The sequence below is a fragment of the Reella acinonychis genome (genome assembly GCF_052384575.1).
Lineage (GTDB): Bacteria > Pseudomonadota > Gammaproteobacteria > Enterobacterales > Pasteurellaceae > JBQSUQ01.
Genome location: NZ_JBQSUQ010000016.1, coordinates 86,302 through 101,290 on the forward strand (window position 1 = coordinate 86,302; position 14,989 = coordinate 101,290).

The 14,989-nt window shown below is 39.1% G+C and carries 10 protein-coding genes and 1 riboswitch; of the genes, 5 read left to right on the top strand and 5 right to left on the bottom strand.

Features of this window, described 5'->3' with window-relative positions:
- Window position 1: 1 nt before the first annotated feature.
- Window positions 2-3,067, bottom strand: coding sequence for a formate dehydrogenase-N subunit alpha (gene fdnG / locus ACT2CV_RS08385; RefSeq protein WP_464972380.1), 3,066 nt, complete (start codon window positions 3,065-3,067; stop codon window positions 2-4).
- 177 nt (window positions 3,068-3,244) lie between these two features.
- Here fdnG and fdhD point away from each other — a divergent pair, with 177 nt between their 5' ends.
- From fdhD to thiP, 5 genes are all read left to right on the top strand, one after another.
- Window positions 3,245-4,090, top strand: a complete 846-nt coding sequence (fdhD, locus tag ACT2CV_RS08390) for a formate dehydrogenase accessory sulfurtransferase FdhD (RefSeq protein WP_464972381.1) — start codon at window positions 3,245-3,247, stop codon at window positions 4,088-4,090.
- 86 nt (window positions 4,091-4,176) lie between these two features.
- Complete coding sequence (uvrD, locus tag ACT2CV_RS08395) at window positions 4,177-6,357, top strand: DNA helicase II (protein ID WP_464974001.1); 2,181 nt, start codon at window positions 4,177-4,179, stop codon at window positions 6,355-6,357.
- A gap of 4 nt (window positions 6,358-6,361) precedes the next feature.
- Entirely contained in the window at window positions 6,362-7,243 is an 882-nt protein-coding gene (gene rarD, locus ACT2CV_RS08400) for an EamA family transporter RarD (RefSeq protein WP_464972382.1), read from the top strand.
- Window positions 7,244-7,283: 40 nt separating this feature from the next.
- Window positions 7,284-7,380, top strand: a riboswitch (TPP riboswitch).
- A gap of 54 nt (window positions 7,381-7,434) precedes the next feature.
- Entirely contained in the window at window positions 7,435-8,436 is a 1,002-nt protein-coding gene (gene thiB, locus ACT2CV_RS08405; protein ID WP_464972383.1) for a thiamine ABC transporter substrate binding subunit, read from the top strand.
- Complete coding sequence (gene thiP / locus ACT2CV_RS08410; protein WP_464972384.1) at window positions 8,412-10,040, top strand: thiamine/thiamine pyrophosphate ABC transporter permease ThiP; 1,629 nt, start codon at window positions 8,412-8,414, stop codon at window positions 10,038-10,040. The genes thiB and thiP overlap by 25 nt, the downstream gene beginning before the upstream one ends.
- A gap of 85 nt (window positions 10,041-10,125) precedes the next feature.
- Here the strand turns inward: thiP and ACT2CV_RS08415 are convergent, their stop codons facing one another.
- From ACT2CV_RS08415 to yajC, 4 genes are all read right to left on the bottom strand, one after another.
- A complete protein-coding gene (locus tag ACT2CV_RS08415) occupies window positions 10,126-11,583 on the bottom strand; it encodes a DASS family sodium-coupled anion symporter (protein WP_464972385.1) in 1,458 nt (485 codons plus the stop codon).
- A gap of 247 nt (window positions 11,584-11,830) precedes the next feature.
- The gene (gene secF / locus ACT2CV_RS08420) at window positions 11,831-12,724 is read right to left on the bottom strand and encodes a protein translocase subunit SecF (protein ID WP_464974002.1); all 894 of its coding nucleotides are present in this window, start codon (window positions 12,722-12,724) and stop codon (window positions 11,831-11,833) included.
- A gap of 80 nt (window positions 12,725-12,804) precedes the next feature.
- Complete coding sequence (gene secD / locus ACT2CV_RS08425; protein ID WP_464972386.1) at window positions 12,805-14,655, bottom strand: protein translocase subunit SecD; 1,851 nt, start codon at window positions 14,653-14,655, stop codon at window positions 12,805-12,807.
- Between the two features lie 22 nt (window positions 14,656-14,677).
- Window positions 14,678-14,971, bottom strand: a complete 294-nt coding sequence (gene yajC / locus ACT2CV_RS08430) for a preprotein translocase subunit YajC (RefSeq protein WP_464972387.1) — start codon at window positions 14,969-14,971, stop codon at window positions 14,678-14,680.
- Window positions 14,972-14,989 lie beyond the last annotated feature (18 nt).

Here is a 14,989-nt window from a genome sequence, read left to right on the forward strand (position 1 = left end):
ATTATGCCCCCACTTTTTCAATATTAACTAACATACATTTTGACTCAGGTGTTTGAGTATTAGCATCACCTGTACGCACCGCTAAGTTATTGGCAAAGAAACCTTTTTTCGCTCCAGTTGTGGCTGCAAAGCCCCAGTGAATTGGAATACCCACTGTGTGAATTGGTTTGCCATCAGCGACTAAGGTGCGAATACGTTTTGTGACAACAGCCACAGCCTTGATATAGCCACGTTTTGAAGACACTTTTACTGTATCGCCTTGTTTAATGCCTTTTTCAGCCGCAAGATCTTCGCTAATTTCAACGAATTGTTCTGGTTGAGCAATTACATTGAGTAACGCATTTTTTGTCCAATAGTGGAAATGCTCTGTTAAGCGATAAGTTGTACCTACATAAGGGAACTCATCATTAGTACCTAAATCTGCTTTATCATTATCTAGGATACGTGCCACTGGGCTAGATACTACATTTGGATGCAGTGGGTTTGTACCAATTGGGCTTTCCATTGGTTCGTAATGCTCTGGGAATGGCCCATCAACCATACGTTCACGTACGAATAAACCACTAACACCTTCAGGTTGCATAATAAATGGTAATACAGGGCTATTTGGTGGTGCTGTACCATAGTCAGCGATATCCACATAGTTCCAGTTTTTACCATTCCATTTCACTAATTGACGTTTAGGGTTAAATGGATTACCTGCTAAGTCAGCACTTGCGCGGTTATAAAGAATACGGCGGTTTGACGGCCATGCAAAGCCCCAACCTAATGTATTTCCTAAGTTTGATGGATCTGAATTATCGCGGTTCGCCATTTGGTTACCTTGCTCAGTCCATTGACCTGTATAAATCCAGCAAGCACCTGAAGTGGTACCATCATCACGCATTTGAGCAAAGCTTGAAAGTAACTGACCTTTTTTCAGGATGATATTGCCATTCTCATCTTTCAGATCTGCTAGGGCATAACCATTATTTTCTTTTGCCACTTCTTCTGGTTTTGGCTCAAGTGGATTTGCATAATCCCAAGACATCGCTTCAAGTGGTTCTAATGGTGCTTTACCGCCTTCTTTATGGTAAAGATGGATAAGTTCAGCACGTAATTCAGAAAGAATTTCCCCATCTGTTTTTGCTTCTGCTGGTGGTTCAGCACCTTTCCAGTGCCATTGTAACCAACGTCCAGAGTTAGCAATTGAACCATCTTCTTCTACGAAACAAGTTGTTGGTAAGCGGAAAACTTCAGTTTGGATCTCTTCAGGATTCACATCATTGTATTCACCGTAATTTTTCCAAAATTCTGATGTATCAGTAATCAATGGATCACAGATAACTAGGAATTTTAACTTGCTTAATGCTTTGATCATTTTTTGTGAATTTGCATAAGAAGCAATAGGGTTCATACCTTGGCAGAAGAAACCATTGACTTTGCCCTGATACATATCTTCCATGTAACGGAAATGATCAGTGCCACCTAATGGTAATTTTGGTAAATAATGGTAGCCAAATTCATTTTCAGGCGTTGCTTTATCACCATAGAATGATTTCAACATACTTACCATAAATTTAGGCGTGTTCTTCCAGTAGTTGACCTGATCTTTAAGCATTGTTTTTGGTGTGATACGTTTCAACAATTTTTCTAAAGAACTATCAGCTTCGCCTGGTAGAGGTAAATAAGCTGGTAAACGAGCAGGGAATAAACCTAAGTCTGTAATACCCTGTACATTTGAGTGACCACGTAAAGCGTTTACACCACCACCGGATACCCCAATGTTACCAAGTAGTAATTGAATCATTGCCATGGTACGAATGTTCTGGGCGCCAACTGTATGTTGCGTCCAACCTAAAGCGTACAAGAATGTTGCTGCTTTATCTGGTGCAGAGGTTTTGGCAATTTCTTCACAGAAAATTTGGAAATCTTTTTGTGATGTACCCGTAATACGTTCTACCATTTCAGGTGTATAGCGTTCAACGTGTTCACGTAATAAATTAATGACACAACGAGGATCTTGTAAGGTTAAATCACGTTTGGCGTTACCTTCCGCATCGAATTGATATGACCAAGTTGAACGATCATATTTGCGAGTGGCTTCGTCATAACCAGTGAATAAACCATCTTCAAATTTGAAGTTTTCATTTACTAAGAATGCCGCATTGGTGTAGTGCTTAACGTATTCGTGTTGAATTTTATCGTTTTTCAATAAATAACGAATAACGCCAGATAAGAAAGCAATATCAGTGCCGGGACGCAGAGGCATATAAATATCTGCCACAGCTGCAGAGCGGTTAAAGCGTGGGTCCACCACCATTAACTTCGCACCGTTTTGTTTTTTGGCTTCAATCGCCCAACGGAAACCAACAGGGTGTGCTTCCGCAGCGTTACCGCCCATTACAATTACTAAATCAGAGTTTTTAATATCAACCCAGTGGTTTGTCATCGCACCGCGACCAAATGATGGAGCAAGACTTGCTACCGTTGGTCCGTGTCAGATACTCGCTTGGTTGTCGGTAAAGACGATACCGAGAGAACGCACAAATTTTTGGGTTAATATACCGGTTTCATTACTACAAGCTGAGCCGGCTAGAAAACCCGTTGTCATCCAACGATTGACAGTTTCGCCTTTTTCATTTTTCTCAACAAAGTTAGCATCTCGGTCGTCTTTTACATGGCGAGCAATACGTTCAATTGCTTCATGCCAAGAAATGCGTTTCCATTCTTTTGAGCCAGGTTCTCTGACTTCAGGATATTTAACGCGGCGGTCGCTATTTACATAATCTAATGCGCCTGCGCCTTTAGGACATAATGCCCCTCTACTTACTGGGTGATCTGGGTCCCCTTCAATGTGAATGAGTTTGCCTTTGGAATTCATTGCGCCATCGCCTAGGCTGTATAGCAACATACCACAGCCAACAGCACAGTATGTACAGGTGTTACGCGTTTCACGAGTGCGTAATAGTTTGTATTCTCGAGGTGCGGCTAATGCAGCGGTAGGTAACATACCTAATGCTGCAACAGATGTCCCCGCCATACCACCTGCACAGACCTTAAAGAACTTACGTCTTGTGATCTGCATAGATAATCCTTATCCAAAATTGGAAGTAGGGTGGAAAGATTCGTTAAATAAGTTTAGTAGAATTATTTGCGTAATGGTTTTTCTGTCCCTAAAATAAACAGGGCACAGAAATTGTGAGTAGCATACCTTATGTTAGCGTATGAAATCTATAACCATTTTTTAGCAATGAGGTATATTTTGACACAGATTACAAAAAGAACAATTAAATTTTTCAAAAAATTAACAAATAATCAACATATTGATAATGATTTTCACTTATCCGCGGTTTTAAAGGAGAAAGAGGACTTTCTGGCTAAAGAAGTGCCTGTTGCTTTAGTTTATAACGGTATTTCTCATACGGTCATGATGTGCACTCCAACTGATCTAGCGGATTTTGCTTATGGATTCTCTTTAACCGAAGGCATTATTGATAAACCGTCGGATATTTATGGTATCGATATTGTGGAAACCTGCAATGGCATTGAAGTGCAGATCGAGTTGGCAACCCGTTGTTTTGTTCGTTTAAAAGAACTACGCCGCACTTTAACAGGCAGAACAGGGTGTGGGATTTGCGGTTCGGAACAATTAGAACAAGTCACGAAAAAGTTACCCAAATTAGACCGCACTTTACAGCTCAATTTGCATTTGTTAGATAGCTGTTTAAATAAATTGTATCAAGTTCAAACATTAGGTCAGCAAACAGGTTCAACGCATGCCGCAGCCTTTTTTAATATTCAAGGCGATTTATTAGCTATTCGCGAAGATGTGGGACGCCATGTTGCTTTGGATAAATTATTAGGTTGGCAAGCGAAATCAAATAAACCGCAGGGCTTTATTTTGGTCACTAGCCGAGCGAGTTACGAAATGGTGCAGAAAGCCGCAACCTGTGGTGTTGAGCTTCTGGCGGCTATTTCAGGAGCAACAGAGCTTGCGGTAAACATGGCGGAAGAGGTTGATTTAACCTTATTAGGTTTTGTGCGAGAAGGGCGAGCAACGGTTTATCATGGCGAACAGCGTTTAATTTGGGACAATCCCAACGAATAAGTAGATAAAACTGCGGTTGTTTTTTTATAAGTTTTCTCTATAATGCACTGTAAATATAAACAGATAGTAATGATAAATAATAGATGATGGATATTTCGCAACTTCTTGATGGATTAAATGACAAGCAACGTGAAGCGGTGGCAGCACCTTTAGGCAATTATTTGGTACTGGCTGGCGCGGGTTCTGGAAAAACGCGTGTGCTTACTCATCGTATTGCGTGGCTCATAGCAGTAGAAGGGATTTCGGAAGGTGGTATTATGGCGGTCACTTTTACCAATAAAGCTGCGGCTGAAATGCGTCATCGTATTCAATCAACCCTTGCGCAATATTCACAACATAGTTTGTTTGGTATGTGGGTCGGCACTTTCCACAGCATTGCTCATCGCTTATTACGAGCTCATTATGCTGATGTAAATTTACCGCAAGATTTCCAAATTTTAGACAGTGAAGATCAATTGCGTTTAATTAAACGCTTATTGAAGTTACATCATTACGATGAAAAAATATTTCCGCCTAAACAAGCTTGTTGGTATATCAATCAGAAAAAAGATGAAGGATTGCGACCTCATCAAATTGATCATATGAATGATCGGCAAGAGAAAGAGTGGGTTCGAATTTATCAAATTTATCAAGATACTTGCGATCGTTCAGGTTTAGTGGATTTTGCTGAAATTCTATTGAGAGCTTATGAGCTCTTTTTAACCAAACCCATCATTTTACAAAACTATCAACGCCGTTTTCGTCAAATTCTGGTGGATGAGTTTCAAGACACCAACAAAATTCAATATGCTTGGATCAAATTATTAGCCGGTCAGAACACAAATGTGATGATTGTAGGCGATGATGACCAGTCAATTTATGGTTGGCGTGGTGCACAAATTGAAAATATTCAGCATTTTTTAGATGATTTCCATCAAGCTCAAACTATTCGTTTAGAGCAAAATTACCGCTCCACAGGCAATATTTTACAAGCTGCAAATGAGCTGATTGCTAATAATGACAACCGTTTAGGTAAAGATTTATGGACGGATGGCGATAAGGGTGATCCTGTGGGAATTTACGCGGCATTTAATGAATTAGACGAAGCCTTATTTGTATCATCGCAAATTAAAATTTGGTTAGAAGATGGTGGTAAATTAGATGATTGTGCAGTGCTTTATCGTAGCAATAGCCAATCTCGTGTGCTAGAAGAAGCATTAATTCGCGCGCAAATTCCCTATCGCATTTATGGTGGAATGCGATTCTTCGAACGCCAAGAAATTAAAGACGCTTTGGCCTATTTACGTTTAGTTAATAATCGACATGATGACGCTGCGTTTGAACGTGTGATTAACACACCAACCAGAGGAATTGGTGACCGCACTTTAGATACCTTACGTCAACTGACCAGAGAGCGAGAAGTCACTCTGTGGCAAGCCACGCAAATTGCGATGCAAGAGAATATGTTAGCAGGGCGAGCAGCCACCGCGTTATTACGTTTTGTGGAATTAATCAATTCATTAGCCCAAGATAGTATGGATATGCCATTATTTGAGCAAACCGATTTTGTGATTAAACATTCTGGTTTATATCAAATGTATGAGCAAGAAAAGGGCGAAAAAGGCGAAGTACGTATTGAGAACTTAGCTGAATTAGTGTCTGCAGCGAGAGAATTTATTAAACCTGATGATGCGGAAGATATGTCTGATTTAACTGCATTTCTGACGCACGCGTCATTGGAAGCGGGCGAAGAACAAGCCAATCCGCATCAAGCAAGTGTTCAGATGATGACCTTACATTCAGCGAAAGGGTTAGAGTTTCCTCGTGTTTTTATGGTAGGAGTTGAAGAGGGCATTTTCCCGAGTTTCTTATCCTTAGAGGAACCAGGGCGCTTAGAAGAAGAACGTCGTTTGGCTTATGTGGGCATTACACGAGCAAAACAAAAATTAACTATTTGTTATGCTGAAAGCCGCCGTTTATATGGTAAAGAAGAACGCCATATCCCTTCGCGTTTTATTAGTGAATTGCCTGATGAATGTATCCAAGCGGTGCGTTTACGTGGTACAGTAACCCGCGCCTACAATCAAAGTGCGGTGAATTCTAGCCGAGTTTTTGTGGACGAAAATAGTGGTTGGAAAGCAGGACAAAAAGTGCGCCACGAGAAATTTGGCCAAGGCACCATTATTAATGTCGAAGGTGCGGATAACAACACTAGATTACAAATCGCCTTCCAAGGTCAAGGCATTAAGTGGCTTATTGCGCATTTAGCAAAATTAGAACGGTTATAAATATATGATTAAAGGGATTTCGTTTTCTATCATTGCCTCTTTATTGTTCGGCATTGTGTATTTTCTTTCTACGGTGCTACAACCGCTGGAAGGCGAAATGTTATTTGGCTGGCGAACGTTAGTGACCTTACCTTTTCTAGCTGTGCTACTTTACAGCTTGAAACAGCACAAAGCCTTTTTTCAATTTTTAATCCAAGTAAAAAATCAACCGCGCTTATTTATTGTTCTGCTTTTTACAAGTGCCACTATGGGTGTGCAAATGTGGTTATTTGTATGGGCGCCTGTACATAATCGAGCCATTGAGGTTTCAATTGGTTATCTATTAATGCCTTTAATTATGGTATTAATTGGGCGTTTTTTCTATAAAGAACGGATGTCTAAAATAAAGACTTATTCGGTTTTATTTGCAGCTATCGGCGTGCTAAGTAAAGTGATTTTGACGGGCGTTTTCTCTTGGGAAACGGGCTTGGTTTGTATTGGCTATCCCGTCTATTTTGCTGTAAGAAAATATTTTAATGTGCTGCATTTATCCAGTTTTATTTTTGAAATGTTGTTACTGGTACCCGCTTCAATTTATTTTGCTTCCCAAACGGATATGGTTTGGATTCAAAGTCAAAATCCTCATATCTATCTCTGGCTTGCGTTGCTTGGTGCTGTAGGTGGTTTAGCACTGGGGTTATATATTTTATCAAGCCAATGTTTACCTATTAATTTATTGGGATTATTAGGATATTTTGAACCTTTTTTCATGTTATGTGTTTCTTTCTTAATTGGTGAAAGCTTACAAAGCGATTCTTACCTTTTAATGATCTGTTTACTTATTGCCGTTGCGCTTTTAGTTTGGGATGGTATTGCGAATTTACCTAAAAGACGAATTAAGGTATAGATTTTTATTGCTAAGTTTGGGCAAAAACACTTACACTAAACCGTTCTCATCGGGGTGCTAATATTCATTGGCTGAGAAAATACCCGTTGAACCTGAACCGATTAATATCAGCGTAGGGATTTGAGAAACGTCAACTTTAACAAAATTTGACCGCACTTAAATTCCTTTAATTTTTGATTAGAGGATTTTTTATGTCTAACAAAACATATGGTTTTATCACCGCACTTTCTTTATTTTCCACTTCTGTACTTGCTAATAGCACCACTGTCAATGTGTATTCTGAAGAGTTTTTTGGTTCTGAATGGGGACCGGGTGGAGAAGTGAAACAATTGTTTGAAAAACAATTCCCACAATGTTCAGTGAATTATCAAGTGTTCGATAGCCGAAATACTTTATTAAATCGTCTTCGTTTAGAAGGAAAGAAAACCAAAGCGGACGTTGTGTTAGGGTTGGATAATTTCCAAATGGAAGCTGCACAAAAAACAGGATTATTTGCAAAAACATCAGTAGATTTAACCGCACTTTCACTACCATTTGATTGGCAAGATCAAACTTTTGTTCCTTATGAGTTTGGTCAATTTGCCTTTATTTATGATAAGAACAAATTGAAAAATCCACCAAAAAGTTTGCAAGAATTAGTTGAGCGTCAGGACTTGCGCATCATTTATCAAGATCCTCGTACTAGCAGTATGGGGCGTGGTTTATTAGCTTGGATGAATGTGGTTTATCCCGCAGATAAAATTGAACAAGCTTGGAAAAACTTAGCGAAACATACGGTAACAGTGGGTAAAGGTTGGAGCGAAACTTACGGTGTATTCCTCAAAGGTGAATCAGATCTAGTATTTAGTCACAATACTTCGCCAATTTACCATGTGCTTAATGATAAAACTGATCAATATGTTGCCACTGATTTTAGTGAAGGAGCTTTGTATCAAGTGGATACTATGGCGAAAATTGCAAGGCATGATAATCCATGTGCGGATCAATTTATCCAATTTGTCCTATCACCAGCAGCACAAAAAGAGATTAGTCAGAAAAATGTCATGCTTTCTGTGATTGCAACAGAAGTAGAGCCACATTTTGATGCATTAAAACAACAACAGTTTAAGGTGAAAAGCCTGAATACAGAAAAAGTAACAGAGCAAAACATTAAGCAATGGACATCGGCATGGCAATCGATTTTAAGTCAATAAAGATTGCCGTTAAACAAAATTTACCGCGTTTATCTTGGCAGCATTATATTGCTGCCTTGATCGTTTTATCTATTTTATTGTCTGTTTATTTTTCTAGCTTGCGCGCGGTTTGGCAAGTTGGCGACAACGTTTTGCAAGGTGTATGGCAAGATCCTTATATTTATCAAGTTATCTCTTTTAGCTTAACTCAAGCCTCATTATCAGCTTTGTTATCTCTGATTATTGGATTACTATTTGCCCGCGCTTTTTTCTATCAAAGTTTTAAGGGCAAAAGTGTCTTACTCAGATTATTTTCATTGACCTTTGTATTACCTTCACTCGTTGCTATTTTCGGTATCCTTGGTGTTTATGGTGCATCTGGTTGGTTAGGCGGATTAAGTAAACAATTCGCTTTTAGTTGGACGCCTTCTATCTATGGTTTGACAGGGATTCTGATTGCGCATTTATTTTTTAATATTCCTTTAGCAACCCGATTGTTTTTGCAAGCATATCAATCAATTCCTTATCAACAACATCAGCTTGCAGCACAGATCAATTTACGCGGTTGGCAATTTATTCGTTGGATTGAACTTCCCTATTTAAAACAACAAATATTGCCCGTATTTATTATGATTTTTATGCTGTGTTTTACCAGTTTCGCTATTGTACTTGTATTGGGCGGTGGACCTAAGTACACCACATTAGAAGTCGCTATTTATCAAGCGATCATATTTGATTTTGATTTACCCAAAGCGGTGCAATTTGCATTATTACAATTTGTTTTTTGTATCCTATTATTTTTATTAAGCAGTTGGTTTAGCCCAACAGCAGAAACACAACTAAGCCAACGTAGCTATTGGGTTGCGCACCAATCAAAATGGGTACAATACTGGCAGATTACATTGATATTCATCACGAGCTTATTTTTACTTTTACCCTTAATGAATATTGTGATTAGTGCGGTTTCATCTGAGGCGATTTTGACTGCATGGAAACAAGTCGCGTTATGGAAAGCAGTCACTTATTCAATGAGTATCGCTCCTTTATCCGCGCTGGCATCTGTTGTTATGGCAATATCATTATTGCTAGCGTCAAGACGATTATATTGGTTAGGATTTCAACGATTTTCTGATGGAATGATCCATTTTAGTTTGGCAATTTTAGCGATTCCAATGTTATTGCTCGCTATGGGACTGTTCTTATGGTTAAGAGAATGGGACTTTACCCGAATTCATCTCTTTATTTTACTGATCTTTTGTAATTCTGTGATGGCATTGCCTTTTGTAATTCGTATTCTCGCAAGCCCAATGAAATATAATCTGAGCCATTATGAAAAACTTTGTCAGTCATTAGGCATTACGGGGTGGCAACGTTTCAAATTAATTGAATGGCACAGTTTATCGGCACCAATGAAATATGCTTTTGCACTTGCTTGTTGTCTGTCTCTGGGCGATTTTACGGCGATCGCATTATTTGGTAATCAAGACTTTAGTTCACTGCCTTATTTGCTTTATCAACAATTAGGCAGCTATCGTGGTGATGAAAGTGCAGTTACAGCACTGATTTTATTATTAAGTTGTTTGGGATTATTCTACTGGTTAGAAAAGCATAAACATAACGAATAAAAATAGCAGAAAATCCACCGCACTTTTAAGCAAAAATAAAGGCAAAGTGATTAAACTTTGCCTTGTTGATTATTGGGAGATGGAATTACCACCAACCTAACATTTTCATCCAAATACCGCCAACACCAAACCAAATAATGAGTGAGACAATTGAAGCTGCGAAGCTTACTCCCCACCATTGCCCAGTGCTGTTGTAACCTGAACCATATAATGCAGGCCCTGGACCGCCAGCATATTGTGTTAAGCTCATTGATAACGTAGAAGTATAACCTAGACCAATTGCCGCAATAATTGGTGGTGTCCCTACTGCGATAGCAGCTGCCAAGAAGGCTAAATACATCGCTGAAATATGCGCCATAGCAGAGGCGAAGAAGTAACGGGTATAAAAATAAACCAGTACCAAAATAGAGAATGCAATAGGCCAGCTAAATGTTCCTACTGAATTTGCGATATGGTTTGACACCCACGCAATTGCACCGTATTTATTCAATGCATTTGCCATCATAACTAATACAGCAAACCAGAACATAGTATCCCAAGCGGTTGTTTCTTCGACAATGTTTTTCCACGTCATGATATTAGTAAATAATAAAATGACTAAGCCAATAAAGGCAGAAACTGTAGCTGGAATATGGAAAACAAGATCACCAACAGTCCAAAGGAATAAAAGTAAAACGAAATCTAAAGCAAGGATGATTTCTGCTTTACTCATAGGTCCCATATTTTTGAGTTCTTCTTTTGCCATTTCTGCCATTTTTGGCGTGTTTTTGAGTTCTGGTGGATAAATCAGATACACAAAATAAGGCAAGACAATTAAACTCACAATACCTGGAACAATGGCACCTAAGAACCAAGTCATCCAAGAAATATTAACGCCTTGCCCTTTGGCTAGTTCGGCAATAAGCGGGTTTCCTGCCATAGCGGTTAAGAACATAGTACAAACTATGGTATCAATTTGTGATACAGCGATTGCTAAAAATGCACCTGCGCGGCGAGCCGTTGGGCCAGGTTTTGAATCGTAAGCATCAGCAATGGATTGCATGATAGGGTACATAATACCGCCCCCACGAGCAGATGCTGACGGAATACCAGGTCCGATAATTACATCGGCTAAGGCGATACCATAGGCAACACCCATCATTTTTTTACCAAAACGAGCTACGAAATAGAGTGCAATGCGTTTCCCTAAGCCTGTTTTTATGACGGCACGTGATAAAAACATGGCAATACCAATTAACCAGATAGTACCATTGGCAAAGCCTGAAAGCATACCAACATCGCCTTGTTTGGCTGAAAGTGGTGTTAATCCCGTTAAACCACTTACCACTAAAGCGACGAGAGTAGCAGCCCCCATAGGCATCGCTTTCGCAATAATTGCAACAATGGTTGCAACGAATAAAGCTAACATTCCCCATGCTTTAGGTGATAAATTTTCAGGAGTTGGGCAAAACCAAATCGCCAATCCCACTAAAATGGCGATGAGTAAACCTTGCCACTTAAATCCGAGTTTTACTTCAATATGATTTTTTGCTTGAGCCATCATATATTCCCTCCAACAAAATAAAAAAGGGATATCTTGATGATATCCCCGCCAAATGAGGTTATGTATAAAATACCATCATTCGAGTATCGATTCTAGCATACCACTAATGAGTTAGTAAGTGTTATTTAATACTGAAACGATATTATTTAAATGATATATAAAATAGAAGGAAATTCACCGCACTTTGTTCAAATTTTTCAATAAAAAACGCCACATTTTATTGTGGCGTTTTTTGTGTTTTGTGTATTTAGAAACCTTCTTCCCAATCTTCTTTTTCATTAATTTTGATTTGCATATGTTCACGTTTTAAGCCGAGATCAAATGCAACTGCAATCGCAACGAAAATCGATGAATAGGTACCAAATCCAATACCAATTAATAAGGCTAATGAGAAGCTATAAATTGTTGGACCACCGAAAAAGAGCAAGGCGAATACCACGAATAACGTGGTTACCGAAGTAATCATTGTTCTCGCTAAGGTTTGCGTTAAAGAAATATCAATGATTTCTTCACTACTCATACGGCGAATTTTACGGAAGTTTTCACGTACGCGGTCAAATACAACGATACTATCATTGAGCGAGTAACCCACAACCGTCAGAATCGCAGCAACGAAGCTCAGATCCATTTCGATTTGTAGGAAAGAGAAAATACCTAATGTAACGATCACGTCGTGGGCGAGTGCTAAAATACCACCTGCGCCTAAGCGCACTTCAAACCGCATCCCAATATACGCAAGTAGCATCACAAGGGTTGCTAACATCGCATAAGTAGCTCCTTGAGTCAGTTCTTCCCCTACATTTGGACCTACAAATTCAACCGCTCTGATTTGAATATTAGGATCAAGTGCGGTCATAATTTCTTTAATTTTACTGCTCATTTGTGCATCACTTGTAGACGTCGGCAAGCGAATAATAACATCACTTGTTGAGCCTGATGTTTGCACTAATGCACCAGTAATATTATTTTCCACTAAGCTTGAGCGAATATTGTCAAGATTTACTGCTTGTGAAAAATGGGTATCAACCACCATACCACCAGTAAAATCAAGCCCCCAGTTAAACCCTTTTGTAAAAATAGTAAACAGGAAGAAACTGGTTATCAATAATGAGAAAATGTAACCGAATTTACGGTATCTCATAAAGCGAATTAATGGGAATGGCAAGGAAACACCTTGGTATTCATGTTTTGATTTAATTGAGCTCACAATTTCTCTCCTTGCTAAATGGATAATTTCTCAACACGTTTACCGCCGTATAACCAGTTGACTAGCATACGGGTTCCAGTGATTGCTGTGAACATAGAAATTGCAACCCCTAATGAAAGTGTAATCGCAAAGCCTTTCACAGGACCAGTTCCTACCGCATAGAGTACAATTGAGGTGAGGATTGTTGTGAGGTTAGCATCAAAAATTGATGTCCAAGCACCATTATATCCTTCATGAATCGCTTGCTGTATTGGTCTTCCATTACGGATTTCTTCTTTTATACGTTCGAAGATCAATACGTTTGCATCGACGGACATACCCACAGAAAGAATAATCCCTGCAATACCTGGCATGGTTAAGGTTGCGCCTGGAAGAAGTGACATTAAACCTACTACCAAAATCATATTGACGCAAAGAGCAAGGCTTGCTACTAAACCAAATAATTTATAGAAAATTAAACAGAAGACAATAACGATAGCCAAGCCCCAAAGACCTGCTTTTAAGCCTTGTTCAACGTTTTGAGCCCCTAATGAAGGTCCAACAGTACGTTCTTCAACAATTTGAATAGGGGCAGTTAAAGCACCAGAACGTAATAAAACAGAAAGGTTTTGTGCTTCAGCTAGGCTATCAATACCTGTAATTTGGAATTTACTACCGAAGATCCCTTGAATTGTCGCCACATTCACGACTTCTTCATGTTTTTCTAAGATGACTTTACCATTTTCGTCTTTGTTACCATTGTCCTTATATTCTACATATAAGGTTGCCATTGGTTTTTTATAATTCAAACGAGTGATATCTGCCATAATGTTCCCCCCCTCGCTGTCAAGAGTAATACTCACTTGAGGGGTAGAAGTTTGTTGGTCAATACCCGCTGTTGCATTGGTAATATGTTCACCACCTAATTCGGTTTTACGATAAAGGGCAACAGGCTGACCGTTTCGGTTAAATTTAATTTCAGTATCTGATGGCACAACGCCGCGAGAGAGTGCTTCAGGGCTAACATTGCCATTTACAATGCGGAATTCTAAGGTTGCAGTTGCACCTAAGATTTCTTTTGCACGTGCGGTATCTTGAATACCTGGTAATTCAACAACAATACGTTCAGCACCTTGACGTTGAATAACAGCTTCTGCCACACCTAATTCTTCAACACGTTTACGTAAAATACTGAGGTTTTGCTCAATTGCATTATCACGAGAGGTGTTTAATCCTGCTTCAGAAAGGCTTAAAGAAATGGTGTTATCAGAGACTTTATTTATTTCTAATTCAGGATGTTGTTTACGTAAGAATTGTTGTGCTGCAAAGACTTTTTCAGGATTAATGATAGTCACAAGCGTACTGAAATTTTCCCCTGCTTTAATAGCAGAATATTGCAATTTTTCTTTGCGTAACTCAGTACGTAAACTATCTTGTAATTGCTCTTGGCGTTTGCCAAGCGCAGTATTCATATCTACTTCCATTAAGAAGCGAACACCACCACGCAAGTCTAAGCCCCATTTCATTGGATTACCACCAATATTTCTTAACCATTCAGGTGTTGATGGCGCAAGGTTTAGGGCAGTAGAGTAGCTATTTCCTAATTTTTCAGCAATTTTATCTTTAGCAAGTAATTGCGCTGTGGTGTCGTGGAAACGCGCTAAGATTGATCCATTTTCTAATAACAATGATTTTGGTTCAATTTGGTTGGCGTTAAGTAGATGTTGAATATCGTTTAATGTGGTTTCGTTGGCTTGTTGTCCGCGAACGCCAGAAATCTGTACCGCAGGATCTTCGCCATAAATATTTGGAAGCGCATATAAAGCACCAATGGCGATCACGAGGATCACCATTAGATTCTTCCATAAAGGAAAACGGTTTAACATAAGTTAATAACCTTCATTGGAATTAAAGAGATTTGATTGAACCTTTTGGCAATACTGCAACGATAAAGTTACGTTTGATTGTTACTTCGGTTGTTGGGTTTAATGCAATCACTACTTCATCATCTGCTAGTTTTGTGATTTTGCCGATTAAACCACCTGAAGTTAAAACTTCAGAGCCTTTGTTTAATGATTCCATTAACGCTTTGTGCTCTTTGTTACGTTTCGCTTGTGGGCGGTAAATCATAAAATAGAAGATTAAACCAAATGCGACAAGCATAATCACAGTTAACATTGGGCTGCCTTGTTGTGCGTCCATGATAATTTCCTTTTAGTT